The 25,292-nt window shown below is 47.1% G+C and carries 20 protein-coding genes; 8 read left to right on the forward strand and 12 right to left on the reverse strand.

Features of this window, described 5'->3' with window-relative positions:
* Positions 1-47 precede the first annotated feature (47 nt).
* Both HPS53_RS05780 and HPS53_RS05785 read left to right on the forward strand, forming a co-directional pair.
* Positions 48-746 carry a DUF2461 domain-containing protein gene (locus HPS53_RS05780; protein ID WP_104369416.1) on the forward strand — a complete coding sequence of 233 codons (699 nt, stop codon included), beginning with the start codon at positions 48-50 and terminating at the stop codon, positions 744-746.
* A complete protein-coding gene (locus HPS53_RS05785; RefSeq protein ID WP_253942828.1) occupies positions 743-1,792 on the forward strand; it encodes an esterase-like activity of phytase family protein in 1,050 nt (349 codons plus the stop codon). The genes HPS53_RS05780 and HPS53_RS05785 overlap by 4 nt, the downstream gene beginning before the upstream one ends.
* Before the next feature lie 258 nt (positions 1,793-2,050).
* Here HPS53_RS05785 and rhaM read toward each other — a convergent pair whose 3' ends face one another.
* Both rhaM and HPS53_RS05795 read right to left on the reverse strand, forming a co-directional pair.
* Positions 2,051-2,368 (reverse strand): L-rhamnose mutarotase, encoded by a 318-nt coding sequence (gene rhaM, locus HPS53_RS05790; protein ID WP_104369417.1) that lies wholly within the window; start codon positions 2,366-2,368, stop codon positions 2,051-2,053.
* Between the two features lie 132 nt (positions 2,369-2,500).
* Positions 2,501-3,412, reverse strand: coding sequence for a glycosyltransferase family 2 protein (locus tag HPS53_RS05795; protein WP_172205007.1), 912 nt, complete (start codon positions 3,410-3,412; stop codon positions 2,501-2,503).
* Between the two features lie 205 nt (positions 3,413-3,617).
* Between HPS53_RS05795 and HPS53_RS05800 the strand changes: the two genes are divergently transcribed.
* Positions 3,618-4,256, forward strand: a complete 639-nt coding sequence (locus HPS53_RS05800) for a lipocalin-like domain-containing protein (protein WP_172205009.1) — start codon at positions 3,618-3,620, stop codon at positions 4,254-4,256.
* Positions 4,257-4,374: 118 nt separating this feature from the next.
* Entirely contained in the window at positions 4,375-4,932 is a 558-nt protein-coding gene (locus HPS53_RS05805; RefSeq protein WP_172205012.1) for a 30S ribosomal protein S16, read from the forward strand.
* A gap of 161 nt (positions 4,933-5,093) precedes the next feature.
* On the opposite strand, the gene HPS53_RS05810 is transcribed toward HPS53_RS05805, so the two are convergent.
* The 3 genes from HPS53_RS05810 to HPS53_RS05820 form a co-directional block, all read right to left on the reverse strand.
* A complete protein-coding gene (locus tag HPS53_RS05810) occupies positions 5,094-6,272 on the reverse strand; it encodes a glycosyltransferase (RefSeq protein WP_104369433.1) in 1,179 nt (392 codons plus the stop codon).
* 171 nt (positions 6,273-6,443) lie between these two features.
* Positions 6,444-7,478 carry a glycosyltransferase family 2 protein gene (locus HPS53_RS05815; RefSeq protein WP_172205015.1) on the reverse strand — a complete coding sequence of 345 codons (1,035 nt, stop codon included), beginning with the start codon at positions 7,476-7,478 and terminating at the stop codon, positions 6,444-6,446.
* Positions 7,433-8,359, reverse strand: coding sequence for a glycosyltransferase family 2 protein (locus HPS53_RS05820; protein ID WP_104369422.1), 927 nt, complete (start codon positions 8,357-8,359; stop codon positions 7,433-7,435). The genes HPS53_RS05815 and HPS53_RS05820 overlap by 46 nt, the downstream gene beginning before the upstream one ends.
* Positions 8,360-8,474: 115 nt before the next feature.
* Here HPS53_RS05820 and HPS53_RS05825 point away from each other — a divergent pair, with 115 nt between their 5' ends.
* Both HPS53_RS05825 and HPS53_RS05830 read left to right on the forward strand, forming a co-directional pair.
* Positions 8,475-9,959 (forward strand): oligosaccharide flippase family protein, encoded by a 1,485-nt coding sequence (locus HPS53_RS05825; RefSeq protein WP_172205018.1) that lies wholly within the window; start codon positions 8,475-8,477, stop codon positions 9,957-9,959.
* A complete protein-coding gene (locus HPS53_RS05830) occupies positions 9,956-10,936 on the forward strand; it encodes a glycosyltransferase family A protein (protein ID WP_172205021.1) in 981 nt (326 codons plus the stop codon). The genes HPS53_RS05825 and HPS53_RS05830 overlap by 4 nt, the downstream gene beginning before the upstream one ends.
* 539 nt (positions 10,937-11,475) lie before the next feature.
* Here the strand turns inward: HPS53_RS05830 and HPS53_RS05835 are convergent.
* On the reverse strand, positions 11,476-12,606 hold the full coding sequence (locus HPS53_RS05835) for a porin (protein ID WP_172205024.1): 1,131 nt from the start codon (positions 12,604-12,606) through the stop codon (positions 11,476-11,478).
* Positions 12,606-14,201, reverse strand: coding sequence for a 23S rRNA (uracil(1939)-C(5))-methyltransferase RlmD (rlmD, locus tag HPS53_RS12595; protein ID WP_253942829.1), 1,596 nt, complete (start codon positions 14,199-14,201; stop codon positions 12,606-12,608). The genes HPS53_RS05835 and rlmD overlap by 1 nt, the downstream gene beginning before the upstream one ends.
* Positions 14,202-14,428: 227 nt before the next feature.
* On the opposite strand from rlmD, the gene ppdK reads away from it, so the two are divergent.
* Entirely contained in the window at positions 14,429-17,149 is a 2,721-nt protein-coding gene (ppdK, locus tag HPS53_RS05850) for a pyruvate, phosphate dikinase (RefSeq protein ID WP_172205025.1), read from the forward strand.
* Positions 17,150-17,538: 389 nt separating this feature from the next.
* On the opposite strand, the gene hisC is transcribed toward ppdK, so the two are convergent.
* The 3 genes from hisC to hisG form a co-directional block, all read right to left on the reverse strand.
* Complete coding sequence (gene hisC, locus HPS53_RS05855) at positions 17,539-18,576, reverse strand: histidinol-phosphate transaminase (protein WP_172205027.1); 1,038 nt, start codon at positions 18,574-18,576, stop codon at positions 17,539-17,541.
* Between the two features lie 72 nt (positions 18,577-18,648).
* Positions 18,649-19,932 (reverse strand): histidinol dehydrogenase, encoded by a 1,284-nt coding sequence (gene hisD / locus HPS53_RS05860; RefSeq protein WP_172205029.1) that lies wholly within the window; start codon positions 19,930-19,932, stop codon positions 18,649-18,651.
* Between the two features lie 361 nt (positions 19,933-20,293).
* Positions 20,294-21,145 carry an ATP phosphoribosyltransferase gene (gene hisG, locus HPS53_RS05865; protein ID WP_172205031.1) on the reverse strand — a complete coding sequence of 284 codons (852 nt, stop codon included), beginning with the start codon at positions 21,143-21,145 and terminating at the stop codon, positions 20,294-20,296.
* Positions 21,146-21,204: 59 nt separating this feature from the next.
* Here hisG and HPS53_RS05870 point away from each other — a divergent pair, with 59 nt between their 5' ends.
* Positions 21,205-22,467, forward strand: coding sequence for a transglycosylase SLT domain-containing protein (locus tag HPS53_RS05870; protein WP_172205207.1), 1,263 nt, complete (start codon positions 21,205-21,207; stop codon positions 22,465-22,467).
* Positions 22,468-23,197: 730 nt separating this feature from the next.
* On the opposite strand, the gene hisB is transcribed toward HPS53_RS05870, so the two are convergent.
* Together hisB and HPS53_RS05880 are read right to left on the reverse strand one after the other, a co-directional pair.
* Positions 23,198-24,268, reverse strand: a complete 1,071-nt coding sequence (gene hisB, locus HPS53_RS05875) for a bifunctional histidinol-phosphatase/imidazoleglycerol-phosphate dehydratase HisB (protein ID WP_172205033.1) — start codon at positions 24,266-24,268, stop codon at positions 23,198-23,200.
* Complete coding sequence (locus tag HPS53_RS05880; protein ID WP_172205035.1) at positions 24,265-25,236, reverse strand: hypothetical protein; 972 nt, start codon at positions 25,234-25,236, stop codon at positions 24,265-24,267. Before HPS53_RS05880 ends, hisB begins: the two co-directional genes overlap by 4 nt.
* Between the last annotated feature and the right edge of the window lie 56 nt (positions 25,237-25,292).

Genomic DNA, 25,292 nt, shown 5'->3' on the forward strand with positions numbered 1-25,292 from the left:
TTTATTATATTTGCGGCCGTAACAGATTAACATACAAAAGAAACATTATGGACGCTAAACTGATATTGGACTTCCTGCGGGACATTATGGCTAACAACAACAAGCAATGGTTCCAGGAGCACAAGGAAGAGTATATGGCTGCAAAGGCCGAGTTTGAGCGTGGTGTAGGGCTGGCGATAGCACGGATAAGCACTTTCGACCCGTCTATATCCCACATCACCGTGAAAGACGCTACTTACAGGTTTTATCGGGATACGAGGTTCTCGAACGACAAGTCTCCATATAAGAACCACTTTGGTGCATACATAGCGGCTCACGGCAAGAAAGCGCTTCACGGCGGATACTATATCCATCTCGAACCTGGGCACTGCCTGTTGGCATGCGGCAACTACTGGTTGCCTACAAATATACTAACCGCCTGTCGCAACGAAATAATGGGAAATATCGGCGAATGGCTTCGGTGTGTGGAGAACGAGGAATTCCTGAAATACTTCGGAGCGCCAGAAACAGCCGGTTGGGACGACAGGCAAGGTTTCGGCATGGAGCGGCTTAAAGTGCGGCCGGTAGGTTTCCCTGCCGACTATGAGCACATGCGATACCTCAGGATGAAGGATTACAGCTGCTGGCACAGTGTCGGTGAGGACTTTTTCGATGGCGACGGATGGCTTGACGGCATGGAAAAGATATTCAAGGTGGCAAAGCCTATGCTTGATTTCACAAACGCTGTAATAGACGATTACGAATGAATTGTACCTCGATGCGACTTGCGCTGATACCGCTTTGTGTTTTCACCGGTTTGAAAACGCTTGCCGCCGGTTCAGACAGTGTAATTGTTCGTTCGGATACAATTATAGTGAATGATTGCGGGCAGCGGTCGTTTTCCGGCAAAGTACCGCCGGGAAATTACAGCGGCATAGCCAATATTGGAAACAACCGCTATGCTGTTGTAAGCGACAAGTCTGAGACGGACGGATTTTTTGTCTTCAAGATAGACGTAGACACTGTGTCAGGAAAAATCGTTGACGTTGAAAACGAGGGTTTCCGTTCAGCCGGAACTATCAACCGTGATGGTGAAGGCATCGCTTATTTTGTCCCTGCCTCTACTGTTTTCATCTGTGGTGAGGCAGACAACAGGATATATGAATATTCTCTTGACGGCCTTAGGACAGGGCGTGAGATTGCCGTGCCAAAGGTTTTTGCCTTATCTTCTGCAAACTATGGACTCGAGTCTTTGACTTATAATGCCGTCACGCATCGTTTTTGGACGACGACAGAGAGTACTCTGCCCGTAGATGGTGAGCAGGCTACGTCGGTCAACGGTGTACGAAACAGGTTGCGGTTGCAGAGTTTTGATGATGATTTGCAGCCTGCTGAATGGTTCTATTATGAGATGGATGCCCCAGAATCGCATACTGTCGCCGGTGCGTATGCCATGGGAGTGAGTGAGCTTTGTGCTCTCGATGATGGTCGGCTGATAGTCCTTGAACGTGAGTTTTTCGTGTCACGGCGCAAGCTCGGTTCGTATGTTAATGTGAAACTGTATCTCGCAGATCCCTCCGCAGCCGTGCCTGGCGGAATGCTCGATAAGTATTTGCTGCATGGTTTTCGTACCGGTCTCTCGCTTTTCGGACGCAGCATAGCCAACTATGAGGGTATGTGCATTGGACCGCAACTTGCCGACGGTAGCATGACACTCATTTTTGTGAGTGACTCTCAAGACGGATACAAAGGCGTGTTGCGTGACTGGTTTCGCACCGTAAGCATCAGAATACATCCTGCCGATAAGTTATAATTGTAATAAAACGGTCATATACCGGATATACATTACCGACAGTCAGTTTCTTCTTTGTTTTTTTTATATTGTTTACATACAGGTGGTTGTACAAAATGTAATCGGTTGCTTATTTTGAAGTGCGTCCCAAAAGTTAGGCACAAAACTTTTGGGGTGCACTTCATTTTAACCCAACCTGCTCTATTTTTAATAATTGAAAAGCATTAAAATTGGTTTTGTAATAATAGTTTGTAACTCTTATTAATGTGCCGCAGACTGTCAATCCAGGTGGAAAAGTTCGTCGAGCGGAATGCTTACAGGTGAGTTGTCCGGGTTTACTTCCATTATGTCTGCCATCATGTCCCACCAGTGTTGGGTTATTGGGGCTACGTTTTTCGTATCCTGGCTGTTTCCCTCTTTTGAGCATTCCTGATAGGCAAAGAGTATGTTTGTGTCCTTATCCCAGTAGATACTGTAATTGCCGACTCCCTGTTCTTTGAGCATTTGCTTCAGTTCAGGCCAGATGTCTGCGTGCCGCTTGGCGTATTCCTCCTCGCATCCTTTTTTCAGATACATTTTAAATGCAAATCTTTTCATTGTCTTAGGTTTTTTATTCTTATTTTCGGTTAGTATGATATAATTGTTACGTTTGGTTCCCGTTCTTGTTTTTTTAGTCTGTATAACATCTGTTTGAAATGTTTGTGGGCGTTACTTTATCTTTGTGGCTCTTTATTCTTTTATTGACATATAGTAACCTAATCTGTAAAGGTTGAATATCGTCATGTTGGGGCTGCTGCCTGTGAGAATGCGCCGCTCGGCTTTGCCGAATAACATGTGCCATAGTCTTATTGCGGGAGCTATGTGCCGCAGTTTGTTTTCCAAGGTCAACAGCCGTGAGTATCCTTGCAGTTCTATCTTGAAGCGATGCAGTGTGTGCATTGCCTCTTCCGTTTTGGCAACGAATGAACCGTTTGGCTCGTAATCCTTGAAGAGTACCGGGTTGTCGATATGCTTTATTTGCGCTCCGCACAGGTACAGTTCTTTTCCAAGCAGCACGTCTTCGTATCCGTAAAACCTGAACCGTTCGTCAAAAGGGTGGGCGAGCATCGTTTCCCGTCTTATCATGAAGTTTGCCGTGGCAAAACTTTGGTAAGGTGTTTTTTGCCGCATCTCTACTGAGTGCATAGGGGCAGCTGCTCGTTCGGTGATGTATCTGAGGTTTCTGCCCCAAGTCTCATCGTCCGTGTGAATACAGGTATGCCCGTCTATCACATCGGCCTCATCATTTATTTCATTGATGTATCTGGAGATGAAAAGGTTGTCGGGCAATGCCATGTCACAGTCCATGAAAAGCAGCCGGTCGTATCTGGCAGTCTTGGCGAGGAAGTTGCGTATTGCCGCACGGCCACGGTTTTCGTTTCTCATTATGTATGAGCATTGTGGTATATTGTTGATGCGGGCATTTGTCTGTATGGTGTTTTCGTCGGTGGAACCGTCATCAGCCACTATTATCTCGTAGTCTATATCCTCCTCGCATGCTTGTCTGTGCAATTCTTCGACAAGATTATAGCATGCGTCGTTGTACGTTGGGATTAGTATCGACAGTTGTTTTTTATCGTGTTTGTCAGTGTGGAAAAGCATTGTCGTTTGCGTTCGGTAGGTTGATTTTATATTTGTGGATGATGTGAGCGTGGCGCACCGTTATTTTTGTCGGGTTGCCAATAAGCATACTGTCCGTGGGCAAAGATAACGAATAATGCCCGTTTGAGAAAATTTTGAACGTTTTATTTGGATGGGTAAAGCTAAAATCGTAATTTTGTCGCACTTATAACAAATGCTAAATAAAATGAAAAAATTGATTTTTAAGTCGGTTGTCGTTGCGGTGATGCTCATGTGTTCTGTAGGTGCGAGCGCACAAATAGATTTGGGAAGCATTCTCGGCGGGATAACCGGAGCCGGTTCGTCGTCATCGGGAGACAATATCGTTTCAAACATAACATCCGTATTTTCCGGAAAAAAACAGGCCACATCTGATAAACTTGTGGGCACATGGGTATATTCCGAGCCGGCTATAGTATTCCAGTCGGATAATTTTCTTGCCAAGGCAGGAGCAAAGATCGCAGCCGGTAAGATCGAAAAGAGTTTACAGGCACAATTGGGTAAATATGGAATAAAGCCGGGAGCGTTCACGATTACGTTTAACTCGGACGGTACGTTTACCGAGACATTTGGCAAAAAGACACTCAAAGGCAAATGGACGGTGAAAGATTCGAAGCTTAACCTTACATTCTCAGGTAAAAAAGCCATACCGATTACCACGCAGCTTGAAAGTAAAAAGCTGATGCTCGTGAATGATGCCACGAAACTGTTGAATCTTGTGAAGACGGTGGCAAGCAGTTCGAACAACTCAAATCTGCAAACAGTGTCGGCCCTAATGAAAAGTGTAAACGGGATGCAGGCAGGTCTTATGCTTGTTAAAAAATGATAATAATTACTCTTTTAATATACATATATAGTATATGTTGACATTAAAAAGAGTAACTTTGCAGCCGCTGTCACGAGATGGCAGCATAAATTCAAACCTAAAAAACAAATAATTTAAAATGGCAACAAAAATCAGATTGCAGCGCGGCGGTCGTAAGGGATACGCTTTCTACCGTATCGTAATCGCAGACGCAAGAGCACCACGTGATGGTAAATTTACTGAAAAGATTGGTTCTTACAACCCTAATACCAATCCTGCCACAGTAGATTTGAATTTCGAACGTGCCCTGTATTGGGTGGAAGTAGGTGCGCAGCCCACAGACACAGTACGTAATATCCTCAGCAATGAGGGCGTGTACCTCATGAAGCATCTTCGTGGCGGTGTGAAGAAGGGCGCTTTTGACGAGGCAACGGCACAGAAGAAGTTTGACGCTTGGAAAGCCGATAAGACCAAGGGTGCAGACGCTGTTCGTGAGAGCGAGGAAAAAGCAAAGAAGGCTGCTTACGAGAAGGAGCTTGAGGCAGAGAAGAAAATCAACGAGGCGATAGCCAAAAAGGTATCTGAAAAGAAGGCTGCAAAGGCCGAAGAAGAAGCCGCAAAGGCTGCTGAAGCAGCTGCAGAGGCTGCCGCTCCTGCAGAGGAGGCACCTGCAGAGGAGGCACCTGCTGAGGCATAATCCGATTTTTCTTTTCGAGGAAATAAAAAATGCCGGAACTAAATGTTCCGGCATTTTTGTTATATGTATATGTTACGGTTGTCTGTATTTGTTTGTCAGGATTTTGCGAATGCCTTCCCGGCATGTGTATGGCATTCATTGGTTGTATGTGTATATACCGGTCACCTTGTTGGCAAAACAGATAGTGCCAGCTTATAGTACTCTTCATATTTGCGGGCCACTTTCATGTATTCATGATGTCGTCTGACGTATTCCGTGCTCTGTCTTTTCAGGTCAGGTATGCGTTCCGGGTTGAGAACGAGTTTTTCCAACTCTTCATATACGCTCTCGTATGTCGGCTCAACATTTATAATCGGCCGTAGTTCCTTTTCGTTTATAATCTCATAATTCTCCTTTTCACCGCCCCCGATGCATATAATGCCTTTCGACATGGCAAGCAATGGGTTCATGGACGGTGTGTAGCTGTATAGTTGGTCAAGTATGGCGTCGCTGTCGTCCATCATCTTTCCGTATTGAGCGAATGGCACAGATTCCGCTAATGATAGTGTCACTTTGTCAGGATAACGGGCTGCAATGTCCCTGGCAGCTTTCAGCATGATGTCGGTTCCTTTGTATTCGCTGCGTGTCTTGTTTATTCCGATAAACAACCTGACAGGTCTGCGTGTCGCTGTTGAAGGATTGTTTTTTGCCTTTTTCACCGTATGTGGGTTTGTTTCTGCCATATTTTGATTGTCTGTCGCTTGTATTTCATCTGATAATCGGATCGGGAAGGGCATGAAAACGGTTTTTTGTGGGAAAGCCATGTGGTAGCAAATCCAGTATTCATATAGTCCTGTTATTATTCCGTCGCATGTTTCGGCTATGTATTTGTTCAGTCGTTCTTTCTCGGTTCCCAGCCAATCGGCTCTTTCTCTCAGTGCGTCGCTGTTTGTTCGCAGTTCGTTCCCGATGTTGAAGTCGCTGTATCTCAGCGGTTTTTCGGTGCAACAGGTATTCACCCAATACCAGTCCATGCCGAAACCGCCAAGGAACACTTTGCCGTTGTGCTTTTTCAGGTAGTTGTAAATGCTGAATATCCGTTTGGCTTTAAGTTCTACAAACATCGGATTTATGAGCTGAACGACATCATATCCGCGCAGTTTTGGCAGTATGGCATATATCTTTGCCAACAGCATGATACCTCCGAGTTTCCCGGGTCGGCGCACTATGGAAATATCACGGGGATAGTCTTTCCAGAAATCACCGTTTGAAACAACCGTAACTTTGTGTCCAAGATTTCTCAGACCGGCAGCCAGTGTAGCGTGCACATTACTGTATTCGCCTAACAAAAGTATTTTCATTTTTATGGTTTTACTCATTTAAAGCAGTTTGTTTGCTTGTGGAAAGTACATATCATGCTTGTCATTAACAGTATGTTTGTTGACTATAGGCTGTATGTCAGTCAGTTCGATTCTATGTCTGCCTATTGTAAGCGGTATGTTTATTCATTAAAATCAATGAGCCTGGCTTTTTTATCTCTCTCGTTTAAGCAATGGAAGAGTATGTATGAGGATATTCAATCCGATTTTGTTGGCAGTGATTTTGCGGAACCACCGGTACTTTTGTGTGTATTTGCGGTCTGGTAATGGGAAGAGTCCTTCGGAGCGTAATTGTTCAATGCGCTTATTGATTGCATCGCGTGGCATCCCGAGAATGATGATGTTGTATATGTAGTCCATGGTGAGTTGTGCCACGCGACGTTGCATTGCGAGTCTGTCCTTACTCGGCATGGTGTCAGCGAGATTGTTGAGATGCAGTATCACGGTGTGCATATCATTCATCCTGCTTTCTTTCCAGTCACTGTTTTTCCCTGTCATGATAGATCCCTGCCGTTTGCGGTAGTAGTATGCTTTAAGCGGTAGGCAGTATATACGTTCGCACCTGATGATCAACTGTGGCGTGAACTCCTCGTCCTCATGGACAATTCCTGTGGCAAAGCGGAGGTTCATCAGTACGTTTTTACTGAAAACATATCCCCATGCCGTGGCCTTAATGTTGTTTTTCAGCATGAACTCTGTGCCTGTTACCGGACCGTCGGCAGACAAATGCAGGTTTTCTTCTTTCTTATTACATACATACTCCTCCTCACTGTGTGCGATATCCTTTCGGTTGCGTGTAAATTCGAACATGACCATGTCTGGATTTTTACGCTTTACCGTTTCGATACATTGCCGGTAAGCGGATGGTATCAGACAGTCGTCCCCGTCGACAAACTGTATATATTCTCCGGCTGCCATGCGCAATCCCATGTTGCGTGCGTCGCTCAGTCCTCCGTTGGCTTTCCTGATGTATATAATGTCATTGCCGTAATCGCTTAATTCGTTCATGGCACAAACGTCGGAACCGTCGTCGACAACGATGATCTCACGTTCGTCACCGTCCAGCGGCAGGGCAATGACACTCTCGATACACTCTATGAGCATTTCCACCGGAAGGTTGTAGAACGGTATTATGAAACTGATTAGCGGAGTACGCCTGTCTTCTTCATGGCTTTGAATAGTCTGCATAGTGTCTTTATTCCTAATATGTTGATTGCAGCCGCCTTTACCCTCGTATTTGCAGGCATGCCTTTGAAACTTTTTATCCTAATCCGTTTGAGCGCAGGCTCGCATCCGGTGATTTCGCACAGGCTCAGTTGTATGTTCACAACATGCATGTAGTATTTGTCGAAATGAGGCTTGCCGACAAACCTGTCGATGACGTTCATGTGTGCTTCGAGCAACATTTGCAGCTCTTTTCCACCGGCTTTATTTGTTATTCCGTTCTGGTTGTGGCAGTAGAAATACATTCCGCATTCTACCGTTACGGCCACATTCACGTTCTGTAATATTTCCGGCAGGGTGTAAACATCCTCGAACACCTTTCCTTTGGGAAATCTTACGCCGTTGAATACAGTGCGCCGGTAAATCTTGTTCCATGCGTATGAATGTGAGTACGCTTCTCCGTAAAGCCAGTATTCGTCCGTGCTATGGTACGTTCTGCGTTCCGGCATGAATATACTTTGTCTTGGGGAGCCGTAAAACCTGTATACAGGATATTCGAGCAGGTCCGTTTCCGGACATGACTCCATTGTTCTCATCAGTATGGACAGCGTTCCCTCGTCCAGATAGTCGTCTGAATCCACAAATGTGATATATTCTCCCTGTGCGTTGTCGATGCCCGCATTGCGTGCGTCGCTCAGTCCTCCGTTGGATTTATGGATTACCTTTATGCGGCTGTCGACTGCCGCCCACTTGTCGCATATCCGCGGGCACTCATCAGGTGAGCCGTCGTCCACGAGTATCACCTCCATCGGTGTGAAGTCTTGCTTCATTATGCTGTCCACACATCTGTCGAGAGTGTCTTTGACTTTGTATACCGGTATTATGATACTGAGCTTTGCATCCATATCCAATATGCAAAAGTACAATATTAATTTAAATATATCGGGTGGCAAATGGCTTTTTTTATAATGTCTTTATGAATAATGTAATAAAACAGGCAAATGGCCGTTAATTAATTTGATGAACGACACAGAATCAAAAGACAGCTATGGTCATGTGTTGAAATATACCGGAATATTCGGTGGAGTGCAGGGACTGAATATTCTGATGGGGCTTGTCCGTAACAAGCTCGTGGCCGTTATGCTCGGCCCTTCGGGTATGGGGCTTATGGCGTTGTTCAATTCCACGATAACTTTCATATCCCAAGCGACCAATCTCGGCATATCGTTCAGTGCGGTGAAACACCTTTCCGAAGAGTTCGACAGCGGCAATGCCGAGCGCATGGAGCATTTCATACGTGTCATCAGGGCATGGTCTTTGCTCACCGCTCTGTTCGGAATGCTCGTATGCATGGCTGTGGGGCCGCTGCTTAGCGATTACACTTTCTCATGGGGCGACCATACTCTGCACTTCATTCTCCTTGCTCCTGCGGTGGGACTGCTTGCCGTCACCGGTGGAGAGACAGCCATACTGAAGGCCGTCCGACGCCTGCGTCCGCTCGCGATGATACAGATTTGCTCCGTTTTTGCGTCCCTTGTCGTTTCCGTTCCCATATTCCTTTTTTTCGGGCAGGCCGGTATCGTGCCTGTGATTGTGCTCATGGCTTTCATGAACATGCTTTTCACCGTGGCTTATTCATACCGTTTCTATCCGTTGCGTTTGTGCGGTTCGCGTGGCATTTTGGGCGAAGGCATGCAGATGGTGCGTCTCGGTGTGGCTTTTGTACTGGCCGGGATATTAGGCAGCGGGTCGGAGATAGTCATCCGGTCGTATTTGAATGTATGCGGCGATCTTGATGTCGTCGGCTTGTATAATGCCGGTTTCATGCTCACGATCACATACGCAGGTATGGTGTTTTCTGCGATGGAGACCGACTATTTCCCTCGTCTGTCGGCCTTAAATCACGATGTGGAAGCCGTAAACATTACCGTCAACAGGCAGATTGAAGTGTCGGTGCTTCTGCTGTCGCCAATGCTTGCCATGTTCATAATATCCTTGCCGGTGCTTCTGCCGCTTCTTTACAGCGGGCGGTTTATTCCCGTGGTGGAAATGGCGCAGGTTGCGGTGTTCTCGATGTATATTAAGTCTGTGTCTCTTCCGGTGGCATATATCACGCTTGCCAAAGGTGACTCGGTGGCATATCTCATTCTTGAAGGCGTGTTCGACGTGGCATTGGTACTTCTGATAATGTTGGGCTATGAGCATTGGGGGCTTACCGGCACGGGCATAGCCCTGTCGGTGGCCTATCTGCTCGACCTTGTCATGATCATTGTATATGCCCGTGTTCGCTATCAATATGTAATATCGTCACGTGTGTGCCTCTATGTCCTTTTGCAGTTGTTACTCGGCATGGCGGCCTATGCTGTCACTTTTGTCCAGGATGCGTGGCTTTATTGGTCTCTCGGTATTTTTGTCTTCATGGTCAGTGCCGCCGTGTCGCTGTATATCCTTTACAAGAAGACCTCCCTGTGGAACAAACTCAAACAAAAATACTTGCGTAAATGAGCCGTGTGTCAGTCCTTGTGGCCGTATATAACGCCGCCTGTTATCTTCCTGAATGCCTTGACTCGCTTACGGGACAGACTCTACGGGATATAGAGATAATATGCGTTGACGATTGTTCGACGGATAATTCACTTGACATACTGAACGGATATGCCTCCCGTGACAATAGGATAAGGGTGATACGGCTTGCTGAAAACGGCGGTCAGGCGCATGCCCGTAATGTGGGGTTGGGTTTTGCGTCGGGCGATTTTGTGTGCATGCTCGATGCGGACGATCACTTTTCAAGCGATGCGCTGGAATGTGCAGTGAATGTGTTCGACCGTCATCCGTCGACCGGTTGCGTGCTGTTTGACGTGGTGATGGAATATGCGGACAGAGCCGAGAGATACCAGATGCCCGATTTCGAGGTGTTGACCGGCGGCGAGGCTTTGCGGCTTAGCCTCACGTGGCGTATCCACGGTCTTTACATGGTGCGTGCCGATATCCACAGGAGTCATCCGTATGACGAGACGTGCCGGCTTTACAGCGACGACAATACAACCCGGATACATTATATCGCGTCCGGCTCCGTTCGACGTTGCGATGGTATATACTATTACAGACAGCACGAGATGTCGGCCACTCATTCCGTGAGCGTCCGTCGGTTCGACTATCTGCGGGCCAATGAGAGCATGCTCAGGCAAATGAAAGATATGGATGTGGCACAGGACGCTGTGGCTGAATACAATGATCACCGTTGGCTGAATATGATAGACACATATATGTTTTATCACTGCCATGGAGCAGGACTTACGGTTGAGGAAAGGCAATATGGGCTTGAAGAGTTGCATAGGGTGTGGCAGACGATGGCCGATATGATGAGAGGCAGGGGGGTGGCTTTTAAGTTCGGGTATCGCCCGATGCCGTCGTGGCCAATGTTTCGTGTCCAGGAATGGTTGTATTTCTCGTTGCGCGGTTTGCTTGGCAGAAATAAATAATCGCATTGTGTTTTTTCCGCCATGGGTTAACGTAAGGCGGACTTGCCATAATCTCATTGCGGTATGTAATAAAAATATCACGAATTTAACACTTGATTTTCTCACGAAACAGGAAGATAAGTACGATAGCAATCTATATACGCAATGCGATAGACTGTTTGCCTGAACATGAAAAACTCTCCGATTTTTTGCAACGGGATACTCGTTGGGCTGAGAATAGCGGCTGATTGCGTCCCGTTTAGACTCCCGTTACAACGCAACGGGTGTCTAAATGCAGACCAAGTAGTATACCGAATGCGTCCACGCATAGTTTTGATAGGGAGATGCCGATGCCTGAATAAAATATGAAGTTTATATCTGTCTGATATATAGGTAATTGAAAAAAACGCTCAAAACCCGCTTATTTCCGCCTGATGGCTTTTTATTTTGAAACGAGCGAGTTTTGAACGGTCTTTTGTAAGGAATTTTGATAAGAAGCCAATGTCATTTTGAATATATGCTGAGGCCCGGTGGCGTTGTTTATGAAATGCTTCCGTATGTCAGAATTTCACGCACAACTCTATGTCTGCGATGCCGTAGTTATGCCTGTCAAGGCTCCGGTCGTTTATAAAGGCATATTCGGCCTGTATCTCGATGTTCTTGTTTACAAGGAAGTTCAATCCTGCCTCATATTGTGTCCGACTGTCTGTCCAAGAGCCCGAGCGGCGGTAAAGATCATAGCGAGCCTTGACTTTGAGTTTTCCTTTTATTACAGGAGCGATGCAGAGAGCGTAGAAGCCGTCTGCCTTGTTGCCTTGGGCATAGTTTACTGTGGCGTCGTTTTTGTCTTCGTCATTCTGGTATGCCGTCTTGAATCCATAGCCGGTGCTGTGTATATATTCCGAGCGTATCTGCCAGTCGGCTTGCCTGTATTCGGCACTGAGCGCATAGCGGTATTGGCTCAGGCTGACCGTTCCGTGACGCTCAATGGTGTTTCCGTCTTCTGTTTCGAGCCATGTGCCCTTGCGTGCGTGTGAGCCGGCCCATCCGAAGACACCTACGCGCATTCCGGCGATCGGCATCACCCATGCCCCTACGATGAGATCTTTTCGGTTATCAGCGTCTTTCGTATTTATTCCCTGTCCGTTGAACACACCTGCCTGATAGTGTAACAGGCAGCGGCCGGAAGCGTCGGGCAGTAGGTCGCCTTGTATTTGTATGCCTATGTCGCGGCCGTTGCTCGCATGCTCGCCTGTGCGATCGTTTGAGCCGGAAAGCTTGCTTACGGCCTGTGCGTTACCCATGAATCCCTGGTCTATCGGATTCATGGGGTTCTCGAATGTAAACGGGCGCTTGAACTGGCCTGCCTTGACTTTGAAAAATCCGTATTTCTGCCATTCTGCAAAGGCGTCTATCAGCCGAGGACTGCTGCCGAGTGTCTCGGTATTACCGTTTACCTGTCCTTGCACCCGGTATTCGAAATCTCCGAATATGTGTCCCGATAAAGACAGGCGCGCCATCCGTATTTCGAAAGAGTTGCTATTGTCCCCGTCTTTCAGGGAGGCCTGATAACGGCCGATCACATATCCGCTTAACTCAGGGCTGGATATGGTGGCGCCATTCCCGTCCTGTGCCGGTGAGGCTGTGGATGCAAAAAGGAGTATGGCCGACAATATGTTGTTTGCTCTCATTATTGTATGCTGTTGTCTTTTCTTTCGAGCAGCACCACGTTTTCCACATGCGGTGTATGCGGGAACATGTCTACCGGTTGCACTGCGGTCACCTTGTAGTCCGTGTCGAGGTCTGAGATGTCGCGTGCTTGTGTGGCAGGGTTGCAGCTGACGTATATGATGCGTTTGGGCGCGGCGCGGAGGATGGTTTTCACGACATCGGCATGCATTCCCGCACGTGGCGGGTCGGTTATTATTACATCCGGACGTCCGTGTGTGGCGATGAACTCATCGTTGAGGATGTCTTTCATGTCGCCTGCGTAGAAAAGCGTATTGCCGATACCGTTGATTTCAGAGTTCACTTTGGCGTCCTCGATGGCTTCCGGAACATACTCTATGCCGATGACCTTTCGCGCTTTGCCGGCCACAAAGTTGGCGATCGTGCCTGTGCCGGTGTACAGATCATATACGAGTTCGTCTCCGGTAAGGCCGGCAAATTCTCTTGCCACGGAGTAGAGATGGTATGCCTGTTCGGTATTTGTCTGATAGAAACTCTTGGGGCCGACCTTGAATTTAAGGTCTTCCATCGTCTCGTATATATAGTCTTTGCCTTTGAACGTGACAACATCCTGATCTCCGATGGTGTCATTGCATTTCTGGTTGTTAACATACATCAGCGAGGTGATTTGCGGAAACTTTGCCGCCAGGTGCCCGAGTAGGGCTTCCGCACGCTGCTCATCGCCCTCTTCGTCGTAATGGAACTGTACGATCACCATCCATTCTCCTGTGTTTGAGTTGCGTATGATTATGTCTCTGAGAAGTCCGTGCTGTTCTCTGAGGTCGAAGAATGTAAGTCCATTGGCAAGCGCGTAGTCGCGTATCTCGTTTCTTATATTATTATGCAGATTGTCCATCAGCATACATTTCTCTATCGGCAGTATCTTGTCGAACGCACCGGTTATGTGAAATCCGATGGCGTTTCGCTGGGAGATGGGTTTTCTTGTGGCGGTAGGAACGTTCTCCGATGACGGTGTCATGTTCTCCGGGGATTGTTGGTTTGGGATTGTTGATAGGGATGCGGCGTGAGTGTCGTTTTCGTTTATGCCGCATTTATCGTTTTTCATCATTTGTCCTCCGCCCGACGGAAAGTAGCCGTCACTCCCTGAATTGATTTCCTCTTTCGTCAGCCAACGTTTGTTTGAGCATCCGAATTCGAGCTTGTTGCGATACTCTTTTATCTTCACCGACCCGAGGATGGGCCGCATTTCCGGCAGTTCCACTTTGCCGATGCGCGTGAGCTGATTGTATACTTGTTTCTGTTTTGCTTTCAACTGCTCCTCGTATGGAAGGTTCTGCCATTTGCATCCGCCGCAGATGCCGAAATGCTCGCACATGGGCACTTCACGTACTTTACTGTACTCTATGAAGCGAATGACCTCGGCTTCGCAATAACTGTGTTTCTTTTTCCTTACTTGAAGGTCTACTATATCTCCCGGAACGGCGAACGGCACGAAGACGACCATGTCGTTCACACGGGCGATGGATTTGCCCTCGGCTGCCACGTCCGTGATGGTGACGTTCTCCAATATGGGTAACGGCTTTTTCTTTCTACTCATAAATATCAAATAATTTGACTGCAAAATTAATAATTTAACCGCACATACGGAATTAATTGCATGGTTAATGACTAAGGGGCGGATGTAAAAAGCGATTAAAACGGAAAATGTAATATAGGGTTTGCAGTTTTTTTGCGTTTTTCTTGCAAAAGCGTGGGAAAACGATTATATTTGCAGAAATTAAAGAAGAAACATAAACAAGTGTTAATCGTAAATAAAACTAACTTATGAGTGAGAAAAGAGTTTACACCTTTGGCAATGGAAAAGCCGAAGGTAAGGCAGGCATGCGCAATCTTCTCGGTGGCAAAGGTGCCAACCTTGCCGAGATGAACCTTATCGGAGTTCCGGTCCCTCCGGGATTTACAATCACTACAGATGTATGTAATGAGTATTTCGAGAAAGGAAAAGAAGAAGTTGTAGCATTATTGAAAGAAGATGTAGCTAAGGCTGTTGAGCATATTGAAGGCTTGATGAACAGTAAGTTCGGTGATGTGGATAATCCTCTTCTTGTCAGTGTTCGTTCGGGTGCCCGTGCTTCAATGCCAGGCATGATGGATACTATCCTTAACTTGGGTCTTAATGACGAGGTGGTAGCCGGATTGGTGAGAAAGACGGGCAATGAGCGTTTCGCTTACGACAGCTACCGCCGTTTCGTGCAGATGTATGGCGATGTGGTGCTCGGCATGAAACCCGTCAATAAGGAAGACATTGATCCGTTTGAGGCGATTATAGAGGATGTAAAGGCCGTTCGTGGCGTGAAGCTCGACAACGAGATGACCATCGACGAGTTGAAAGAACTCGTGAAGAAGTTCAAGGCTGCTATCAAGGAGCAGACAGGCAAGGACTTCCCTACCGATCCTATGGAGCAGTTGTGGGGTGCAATCTGTGCGGTATTCGACTCATGGATGAACGATCGGGCCATTCTTTACCGCAAGATGGAAGGTATACCCGCAGAGTGGGGTACGGCTGTCAATGTACAGGCAATGGTATTCGGAAACATGGGCGCAACGTCTGCTACCGGCGTATGTTTCAGCCGCGATGCGGCCACTGGCGAAAATCTCTTCAACGGTGAATATCTCGTTAACGCACAGGGTGAGGACGTTGTTGCCGGTATACGTACTCCGCAACAGATTACCAAGGAAGGTTCGTTGCGTTGGGCCGCCCTTCAGGGCATAAGCGAGGAAGAGCGCGCAAGCAAGTATCCTTCTATGGAAGAGGCTATGCCTGAGATATACGCTACACTCGACGCTTTGCAGAACAAGCTCGAGAAGCATTATCACGACATGCAGGACATGGAGTTCACCGTTCAGGAGGGCAAACTGTGGTTCTTGCAGACACGTAACGGAAAACGTACGGGTACGGCTATGGTTAAGATAGCCATGGACTTGCTCCGTGAAGGCGAGATTGACGAGAAGACAGCGCTTATGCGTTGCGAGCCGCAGAAGCTTGACGAGTTGCTTCACCCGGTATTCGATAAGGACGCATTGAAGAAGGCAAAGGTTATCACGCAGGGTCTTCCTGCATCTCCGGGAGCCGCCTGCGGACAGATAGTATTCCATGCCGATGATGCGCAGAAGTGGCGTGAAGACGGCCATCGTGTCATCATGGTTCGTATAGAGACTTCTCCTGAGGATTTGGCGGGAATGTCGGCAGCGGAAGGTATCCTTACTGCCCGTGGCGGTATGACCTCTCATGCGGCTGTGGTTGCCCGCGGAATGGGTAAGTGTTGTGTGTCAGGTGCAGGTGCAATCAATGTCAACTATAAGAACAAGACCGTCGAGGTGGAAGGCGTTGTATATAAAGAAGGTGATTATTTTTCGCTCAACGGCTCGACAGGACAGGTATATGCAGGCGAGATTCCTACGAAAGCGGCAGAGCTTTCCGGAGATTTCAAGGCTTTGATGGACTTGTGCGACAAGTATACCAAGTTGCAGGTTCGCACAAATGCGGATACTCCGCACGACGCACAGGTGGCCCGTTCATTCGGTGCCAAGGGTATCGGTCTTACACGTACTGAGCACATGTTCTTTGAGGATCAGAAGATTGTCGCTATGCGCGAGATGATCCTTGCAGACAGTGTAGAGGGTCGTGAGAAGGCATTGGCAAAGCTATTGCCTTATCAGAAAGCTGATTTCAAGGGCATTTTGGATGCAATGGACGGTTGCCCTGTTAATATCCGTTTGCTCGATCCGCCACTTCATGAGTTTGTTCCCCACGATTTGAAAGGCCAACAGACTATGGCCGATGAGATGGGGGTAAGCGTGGAAGAGATTCAGAAGCGTGTGTCGAGCCTTGCAGAGAACAATCCTATGCTTGGACATCGTGGTTGTCGTCTTGGTATTACATTCCCCGAAATCACAGCAATGCAGACCCGTGCAATCCTCGGTGCCGCATGTGAGTTGAAGAAAGAGGGTAAAGATCCACAGCCGGAAATCATGGTTCCGCTGATTGGTATACTCTACGAGTTCAAGCAGCAGAAGGATATAATCATGAAGACAGCCAAGGAAGTATTCGAGGAAGAAGGCATAGAAGTTGATTTTGAGGTTGGTACAATGATTGAAATACCTCGTGCCGCACTTACGGCAGACCGTATAGCCTCTGAGGCAGAGTACTTCTCATTCGGTACTAACGACCTTACACAGATGACTTTCGGTTATTCTCGCGATGATATTGCCAGCTTCTTGCCGGTATATCTCGATAAGAAAATATTGACGGTAGACCCGTTCCAGGTATTGGATCAGAACGGAGTGGGCCAGCTTATAAAGATGGCAGTGGAGAAAGGACGTGCCGTTCGTCCCGGAATGCGTACCGGAATTTGCGGTGAGCACGGTGGTGAGCCTTCATCGGTGAAGTTCTGTGCAAAGGTCGGAATGGACTACGCATCATGCTCTCCGTTCCGCGTTCCGATCGCAAGACTTGCTGCGGCGCAGGCTGCGGTTGAGGAATAATGATGGAATTAATGTCTCAATGAAATGATAATAGATTATAATCTATGTTATAATAGAGTTCTATTAATGTGAAAAATATGGCGGATGAGAAATCATCCGCCATATTTTTTTATTGAACAAATGCTATCGTTTGATATAAAATTTAGCTGTTATTTGATTCTAACGTACATCTGTCGCAATGAATAGCATACCTGTTATTGCCTGTTACATATATGTCATTAAAAGTCTGGTATGTATGTTATAAGACTTATGTATGGCGGTTATGATATTTAATATGTCTGCCACAAGACTTGAATGTGTGGCGGTTCTGGTATTAAAATGTATCGGCCATGATGATAAATGCAGCCTTTTATCATTGGAAGTCACAGCCGCTCTTATTTAATTGATAATCATTTATATTGTCTTAAAGCCGATAGCAGTTCGTTGTTTTCCGTTTTTGTGCCGATGGTTATGCGCAGGCAGTTTTGGCAGAGGGTGATGCGTGTGCGGTTACGTACTATTATTCCTTTGTCGACGAGATAGCCATATATGGCTTGAGCGTCACTCATCCGTGCGAGAAAGAAATTTGCGTCGGTAGGAAAAACTTTCTCGCAGATAGGCAAGAGCCTGAAAGCGTCAATCATTCGGGTTCGTTCCGTGAGGATGATACGTACCTGACGGTCAGTCTCATAAGGGTCTTTCAGGAATTCGAGAGCTTTTTCTTGTGTCAACAGATTGATATTGTATGGGTATTTAACCTTGTTGAACACTTCTATTATATCTTTTGAAGCGAAAGCCATGCCAAGTCTTATTGCGGCACATCCCCATGCCTTGCTCATGGTGTTCAGTACGATCAGGTTTGGGTGCGCGGACAGTTTGTTGCGGAAAGTCTTGTTGCGTGAGAAGTCGCTGTATGCCTCATCAATTATCACTATGCCCTGAAAAGCGTTCAAGACCTTGTTTATTTCATCATGTTCAAGACTGTTTCCCGTCGGGTTATTGGGGCTGCAAATCCAAATCAACTTGGTTCTTGAGTCACATGCGGAGAGCAGCTTGTCGGCATTCAGCTTGAAATCATCATCCAGCATGACCGGACGATATTCCACGTCATTGATATCCGCACAGACTTTATACATTCCGTATGTAGGCTCGATAGCCACGACATTGTCCGTTCCGGGGCGTGTGAAGCATCGGTAGGCAAGGTCTATAGCTTCGTCGCTCCCGTTTCCAAGGAATATGCAGTCTGCCGGAACACCTTTTATCCGTGCCAGTTCTTTCTTCACTTCCGTCTGAAGTGGGTCGGGATATCTGTTATACGGATTGTTATAAGGGCTTTCGTTGGCATCAAGGAATACCCGTGCTTCATGTCCGTTGTATTCGTTTCTTGCGCTGCTATATGGTGCAAGGCTTTTGATATTTGGCCTTATGAGTTCTTCCAGGTTTTTCATTTTATCCTTTTTCTATGTTTGTTTTCCCGTTGTTTGTATCTTGTCGGGATGGCGATAACTGTTAAATAATCTCTATCGGATACTTTTCAGACGTATTGTCATGGCGTTCTTGTGAGCGTAGAGAGACTCGGCTTCGGCCATTCTCTCTACTGCTGTTCCGATGTTGCGTACACCTTCTTCCGTGATATGTTGGAAAGTTATTTTCCGGCAATAGCTGTCCAGGTTCACACCACTGTATGCCGTGGCATAGCCGTGTGTAGGAAGAGTGTGATTGGTTCCGCTTGCGTAGTCGCCGGCACTTTCGCAAGCATATATGCCGAGGAACACACTTCCGGCGTTTATCACCCGTTCCGCCAGTTCTTCATAATCTTCCGTCTGTATAATCAGATGTTCGGGAGCGTAGGCATTGCTCAGTTTTACAGCCTCTTCACTGTCTTTAACGAGCACAAGCATACTGTTTTTAAGGGCTTCCGCGGCAATCTTCTTGCGTGGTAGCTGTGCGAGCTGAGTTGCAACCTCGGTCTCAACCTCTGTCATGATCTTTTCCGATGTAGTGATAAGTATCGCTTGGGAGTCGATACCATGCTCGGCTTGTGAAAGCAGGTCGGCGGCGATGAAAGCTGCGTTGGCTGTATCATCGGCTATCACGCACACTTCCGAGGGGCCTGCCGGCATGTCTATTGCCGCATTGTGAATGCTTACCTGCTGTTTGGCTGCCATTACATATTGGTTTCCCGGCCCGAAAATCTTGTACACTTTCGGCACGGTTTCCGTTCCGTAGGCCATGGCGCCAATGGCCTGCACTCCTCCGATTTTGAATATCCTGCTTACTCCGGCGGTCTCGGCAGCCATTAGTATGGCTGGATTTACTTTTCCTTGCTTGTCGGGCGGAGTGCAGAGCACTATCTCTTTACAGCCGGCAATCTTTGCCGGGGTGGCGAGCATTAACACTGTGCTGAACAGCGGTGCGGTGCCTCCCGGTATGTATAGTCCGACACGTTCTATGGCAACGCTTTTCTGCCAGCAGGTCACGCCGCTTATGGTTTCTGTCTTCCGGCTTTCAAAGCGCTGCTCTTCGTGAAATTTTTTTATGTTGTTGTATGCCAAAGTGATGGCGTCTTTCAACTCTTGCGATACCGAATCGTGTGCCTCTTTCATTTCTTCCGGTGTCACGGCAAGGGTGTCAAGGCTTGCATGGTCGAACTTTTCCACATACTCTTTAACGGCATTGTCGCCTCGTTGCTTAACATCTGCAAGTATGTCGGCAACGGTAGCATTCAGCTGCGATGTGTCTATTGTGGGGCGTTTGATAATATCTGCCCACATCTCTTTGGCCGGATATCTTATTATTCTCATGTCTGTTATTTAAAGCATAGTTCGTGACGAAAATGAAATTGGAGTTGGGAGAGGGTTTTATTAGGGTAGAAGAGAAACTCGCACGGAGGTAATAATAAAAGATTGCCGGGGCAAATGGAAATAATTGGATAAAGATGAAGTGGTGAATAGGTTGCGTCTGACTCTTTTTCTTACATTGTTATACATAATTATTCGGCAATGTCCCAATATTGCTCTCCAAAGCAATCATTCTCAAACCGTTTCCTTTTTTTTCTTTTTCATCAATTAATTGATACTCCTTTATGGCTCACTCTCAATTTGTTACCTAACTCCTTGTTCTTTATTATCAGCCACTGTAAATATATCTTTATTTCCGTTATAACTAATATATCATTTTCTCAATGGGAGTCACGAGTATTCCTTGTGCCCCGAGATCCTTAAGTTTTCCGATTATTTCCCAAAACCGTTTTTGGTCAAGTACGGTATGTATCGAGCACCAGTCGTTGTCGGCGAGCGGAATTATAGTCGGACTTTTCAGGCCCGGCAACACGCTTACGATTTCTTGCACACGGTCTTTGGGAGCGTTCATGCTTACATATTTCTTGTCTTCCGCGTTTCTTACCGCCTCAAATCTGAAAAGCATTTCACTCAGGATTTCTTTCTTATCGTCGCTCATTTGCTTGTTACCTATGAGCACAGCCTCGCTCCGCGTAACAACCTCCACCTCGCTGAGGTTATTGCTCACCAATGTGGAACCGCTGCTTACTATGTCGAAAATACCGTCGGCCAAACCTATTCCTGGGGCAATCTCCACGCTTCCCGTGATTATGTGTATATCGGCGTTGATGCCTCTCTCGCCGAGAAACCGTCTCAGTATATTAGGATATGACGTGGCGATTTTCTTTCCCTCAAACCATTCGGGACCATTGTAACCGGCGTCTTTGGGCACGGCGAGCGACAATCGGCATCCACTGAATCCCAGACGGGAAATAACCTCAACATCTTCTCCGCTTTCCATCAGTTCATTTTCGCCCACAATACCAATGTCGGCCACTCCTGCGGCCACGCTTTGAGGTATGTCGTCGTCTCGCAGATACAGCACTTCGAGCGGGAAACTTGTCGACTGCACCAATAGTGTGCGTTTGCTCTGACTTATTTTAATGTCTGCCTCGGCGAGCAGATTTATCGTGTCGTCATACAGGCGACCTTTCGATTGAACTGCGATACGTAACATAATCTATGATTCTTTTGACTCTTAAAAATATCTGCAAAAATACGTAAAAAGACATGATTATGCAAGAAAATGTGTATTTTTGCAGACAAATTGTAACTATTTTGATTTTAAAGGGAATATTAACTGCATATAAACATATTCTTTCCGTCATTGCCGTGGTGTTGCTTTTAGCTGCATGCTCGGCCGGACAAGAAGAGCGTGTTGCCGCTCCGTGGGGCGAAACGGTGGATACGGCTGGATTTGGAGACGATTTTGACCTTGACCGAATAATGGCTAATGGCGAGCTTATAATGCTCACGTTGAGCGGTCCTGATACTTATTACAATTATAGAGGTCGCAATCTTGGATTGCAATACATGCTGTGCCAGAAGTTTGCCGATAAGATCGGAGTGCGCCTCCGTGTCGAGGTTTGCCGTGACACGGCCGAAATGCTGCGCCGTCTTGCCGATGGCGATGCCGATATGATAGCATATCCGCTTACAGAGAAATCGCTTCAAGGCACTGTGGCAGATTCTGCCGGTTTCATATATTGTGGCACAAAACCGGTTGGGCAGGCTGTCAATTGGGTGGTCGGCAGGGGGAAGCCGGCTCTTGCCGCTGCCGTTATGGAGTGGTATGTACCGAAAATTCTTTCTACGGTGAGAAATGAGGAGTCACGCCTGCTCAGTTCGAGGAGTGTCCGCCGCCGTGTGTATGCACCTATGCTCAATCACAAAGGAGGCATAATTTCCCGTTACGACCATCTGTTCATGACATACAGCCAACAAATCCGTTGGGACTGGCGGCTTATGGCCGCACAGTGTTATCAGGAGTCTACATTCGACCCGCAAGCCCGTTCGTGGGCCGGGGCATGCGGACTCATGCAGATAATGCCGGGCACGGCTAAACGTCTCGGACTTCCTGAGTCAGGCTTGTTTGACCCGGAGAGTAATATTGCCGCTGCGGCCAAATATATAGGACAGCTTGAAAGGAAGTTCACTGATATCAAAGACCGGAATGAACGCATTAGTTTTGTGCTTGCGAGCTACAACGGAGGCTATCACCATATACGCGATGCGATGGCTCTCGCTGTGCGCGACGGGAAAAATCCTCATCGTTGGAATGATGTATCTGAATATGTCCTTCTTCTGAGTGAGCCTCGTTATTATCGTGATCCGATTGTGAAATACGGTTATATGAGAGGTTCGGAGACGGTCGGTTATGTCAGCCGTATCCGTCAGCGGTGGATGTCTTATCGTGGCGTGCGCACTTCGGTTCAAGGCGCCGGAGGCCTTATTATGCCGCGAAAGGCAGTGCACTCCAAAAAGAAATTCCGGATATGAGCGTCCGTGTATACGGATGTGTATCGCGGTGAAACTTGTTTTTCGTGTATTTTATCATTACCTTTGTTTGCGTTAGGATGATAAACAAACGATAAGGCGATGAAAAATATTTACTTTACGGCAGCAAAACTTATAGTATATGGAAAGCGGATATGTATATTTATGCAAGTCGATAGGCCATTGATATTTGATAATAAGAGCATGATGGCATTCCATACACATCATATGTGGCCCGTTGTCTACGGGCCTTGCATTCCCGTATGTATTTGTAGGAGTGCTTGATGCGTTTTTATTGTAGTGTATGCACGTGATGATAGCATTGTGTGCGGTGTGGGGCGAGGTGCCGGAAAATTGTCTTCCGGCACCTCGCATCTTTTTTATTGAGGTTTTCGGGCTTGCATCGGGCCGTTGGTTGCCTTGCATTCGGTATCCCGTTGGGTCACATTCGGACGCTAAACGGAACCTAACGGGATACTTAATGGAACTCAAGGGGATACCGAACGCGGTGTAAGAACCATAAGGCTGATAAACATGTGAGAAACGTATCATTTCTCAAAGTATTTTCAAGTGAAAATACTTTGATACTGTATAAATATGCAATAAACGGGAATTGGTTGTACGTTGATGTTTTATTTACAGATAATGGGTTGTTCCTTTGCCGGTCGACAGTATGTGATTGAATGAAAAAGAGTATGCCTGCCGGAAGAAATTGCAAGCATACTCTTTTTCATTACAGCACACCTTTTGAACTTGGCAGTTCGTAGTGGTATATGTCACGGCGCACGGCCATGCGCATGCTCCTTGCCAATGCCTTGAAAATACCTTCTATTTTGTGATGCTCGTTGTCGCCATGGGCTTCGACGTAGAGGTTCATCCGAGCGTTGTCGCTAAGGCTCTTGAAGAAATGCACGAACATTTCCGTTGGCATGTCGCCAATGCGCTCCCGCTTGAACTCTGTATTCCATACAAGCCACGGACGCCCGCCGAAATCCAATGCCACGGAGCACATGCAGTCGTCCATGGGCAGGCAGAAGCCGTAGCGTTCTGTGCCGCGCTTGTTGCCCAGTGCCTTTAAGATGCACTCGCCCAGCGCAATAGCCGTATCTTCGATGGTGTGGTGCTCGTCAACGTGCAGATCGCCTTTTGTTTTTATAGTCAGATCCATCATTCCGTGATGGGCTATCTGTTCGAGCATGTGGTCGAAAAATCCCAATCCGGTGTGTATGTCGCACTTTCCGCTGCCGTCGAGGTCCAATTTTACGGATATGTCGGTTTCTTTCGTGGTGCGGTTGACCTCTGCCGTGCGCTCTCCCGCGAATATAATCTCGGCTATACGTTCCCAAGTCATACCGTCGCGTCCGATAATAAAAGCCCTGCATCCGATGTTCTCGGCAAACCGGCGGTCAGTGTCTCGGTCACCGATGACGTAACTTCCGGCCATGTCGTACTCGGGGTTGTCCATATATTTGCGCACAAGACCTGTGGCTGGCTTGCGCGTGCCGGCATTGTCTTCGGGGAAGTGGCGGTCTATCAGTATGTCGTCAAACGTGATTCCTTCTCCTTCAAGAGTTTGAAGAATAAAGTTGTGTACAGGCCAAAAAGTATCTTCCGGAAAAGAGTCTGTGCCCAGGCCGTCCTGATTGCTGACCATTACAAGTTCGAAATCGAGCTTTGAAGCGATGAATCCGAGATTGCGGAACATGCCTTTTGTAAACTTCAGTTTTTCGAACGAGTCTATCTGCTCGTCTGCCGGTTCTTCTATTAGAGTTCCGTCGCGGTCTATGAATAATACTTTCTTCATTCTTCGATGGTGTTTCGCTGTTTTTTACTCTCGGCTTTTTCCTTGAAGAATGTTTCCGTGGAGCCGTAAGCATAGTATAGAGGGAACAGCACAGACATGCGGATATATGTCTGCATGAAACCGGCGATGAAAAAAGTGGCTGCCGTGAGTACCGGCATATAGTCGGGCATACCTAACGGGTCTCCGTATACTGTTCCGTAGATTGATTGCGCGTTTGCGGTTGCCAGTATAATTGTGGGCAATTGTATTATAGTGCCGGCGGCTACGGTGACGCACATCGTGATAAATGCCACGGCAAGAATGAAGTGCAGTCGTCGCAACCCGGTGACATATCCGGATGTCAGTGTGTCTGCGAGTTTTACATTGTCATTGAGTATATATTTCATGAACGGAAATATGAACGGCAACATGAATATATTTACTATGACGGCAAAAAACGACATTATGACAAGCGATTTCCATAACTCAATGGTTTTCAGTCCTATACTGTTTAGCAGGTATATGTATGCCACCCATAGAACGGCAGTGGACACAGCGCATACGATAATGATGGCGAGTGTTATTTTCAGAGTGCGTACAGCCGTACGCAAGTCGAAATAGAACCGCTTTCGTATTTTGTCTATGCTTCCGTTGGCTTTGTGTGAGCGCAGGAGCGACATCCCGCATGAATAGAAAACTATCTCTACAAGGCCTCCGGCAATGATGAGAACGGCCAGCATGGTTTGCGGCAGAAGTGTGGTTTCCGTGCCGGAAACTCCTCCCCGCAGCGTGGTGACAGCCATCTCCGGGATATATATGACGCACAATGCGCCGATGGCGGCGCAAATCAGTGAGTATACAAGTGCCGGAATCCACGAAGATTTCAGTATCGATTTGAAATTGTCGGCATACAATCCGTATCCCGTTCTTATGCAGGAGCCAGCTCCGCGACGTCTCATCAGGCCGTTTTCGGCTGTGTTATTTTCCATTATTTTTTCCTATTTATTCTTTTCCTATATTGCAAAGGTACTTATTTTTTCGTATC

It is taken from the genome of Prevotella sp. PTAC, assembly GCF_013166535.1.
Classification (GTDB): domain Bacteria; phylum Bacteroidota; class Bacteroidia; order Bacteroidales; family Bacteroidaceae; genus Prevotella.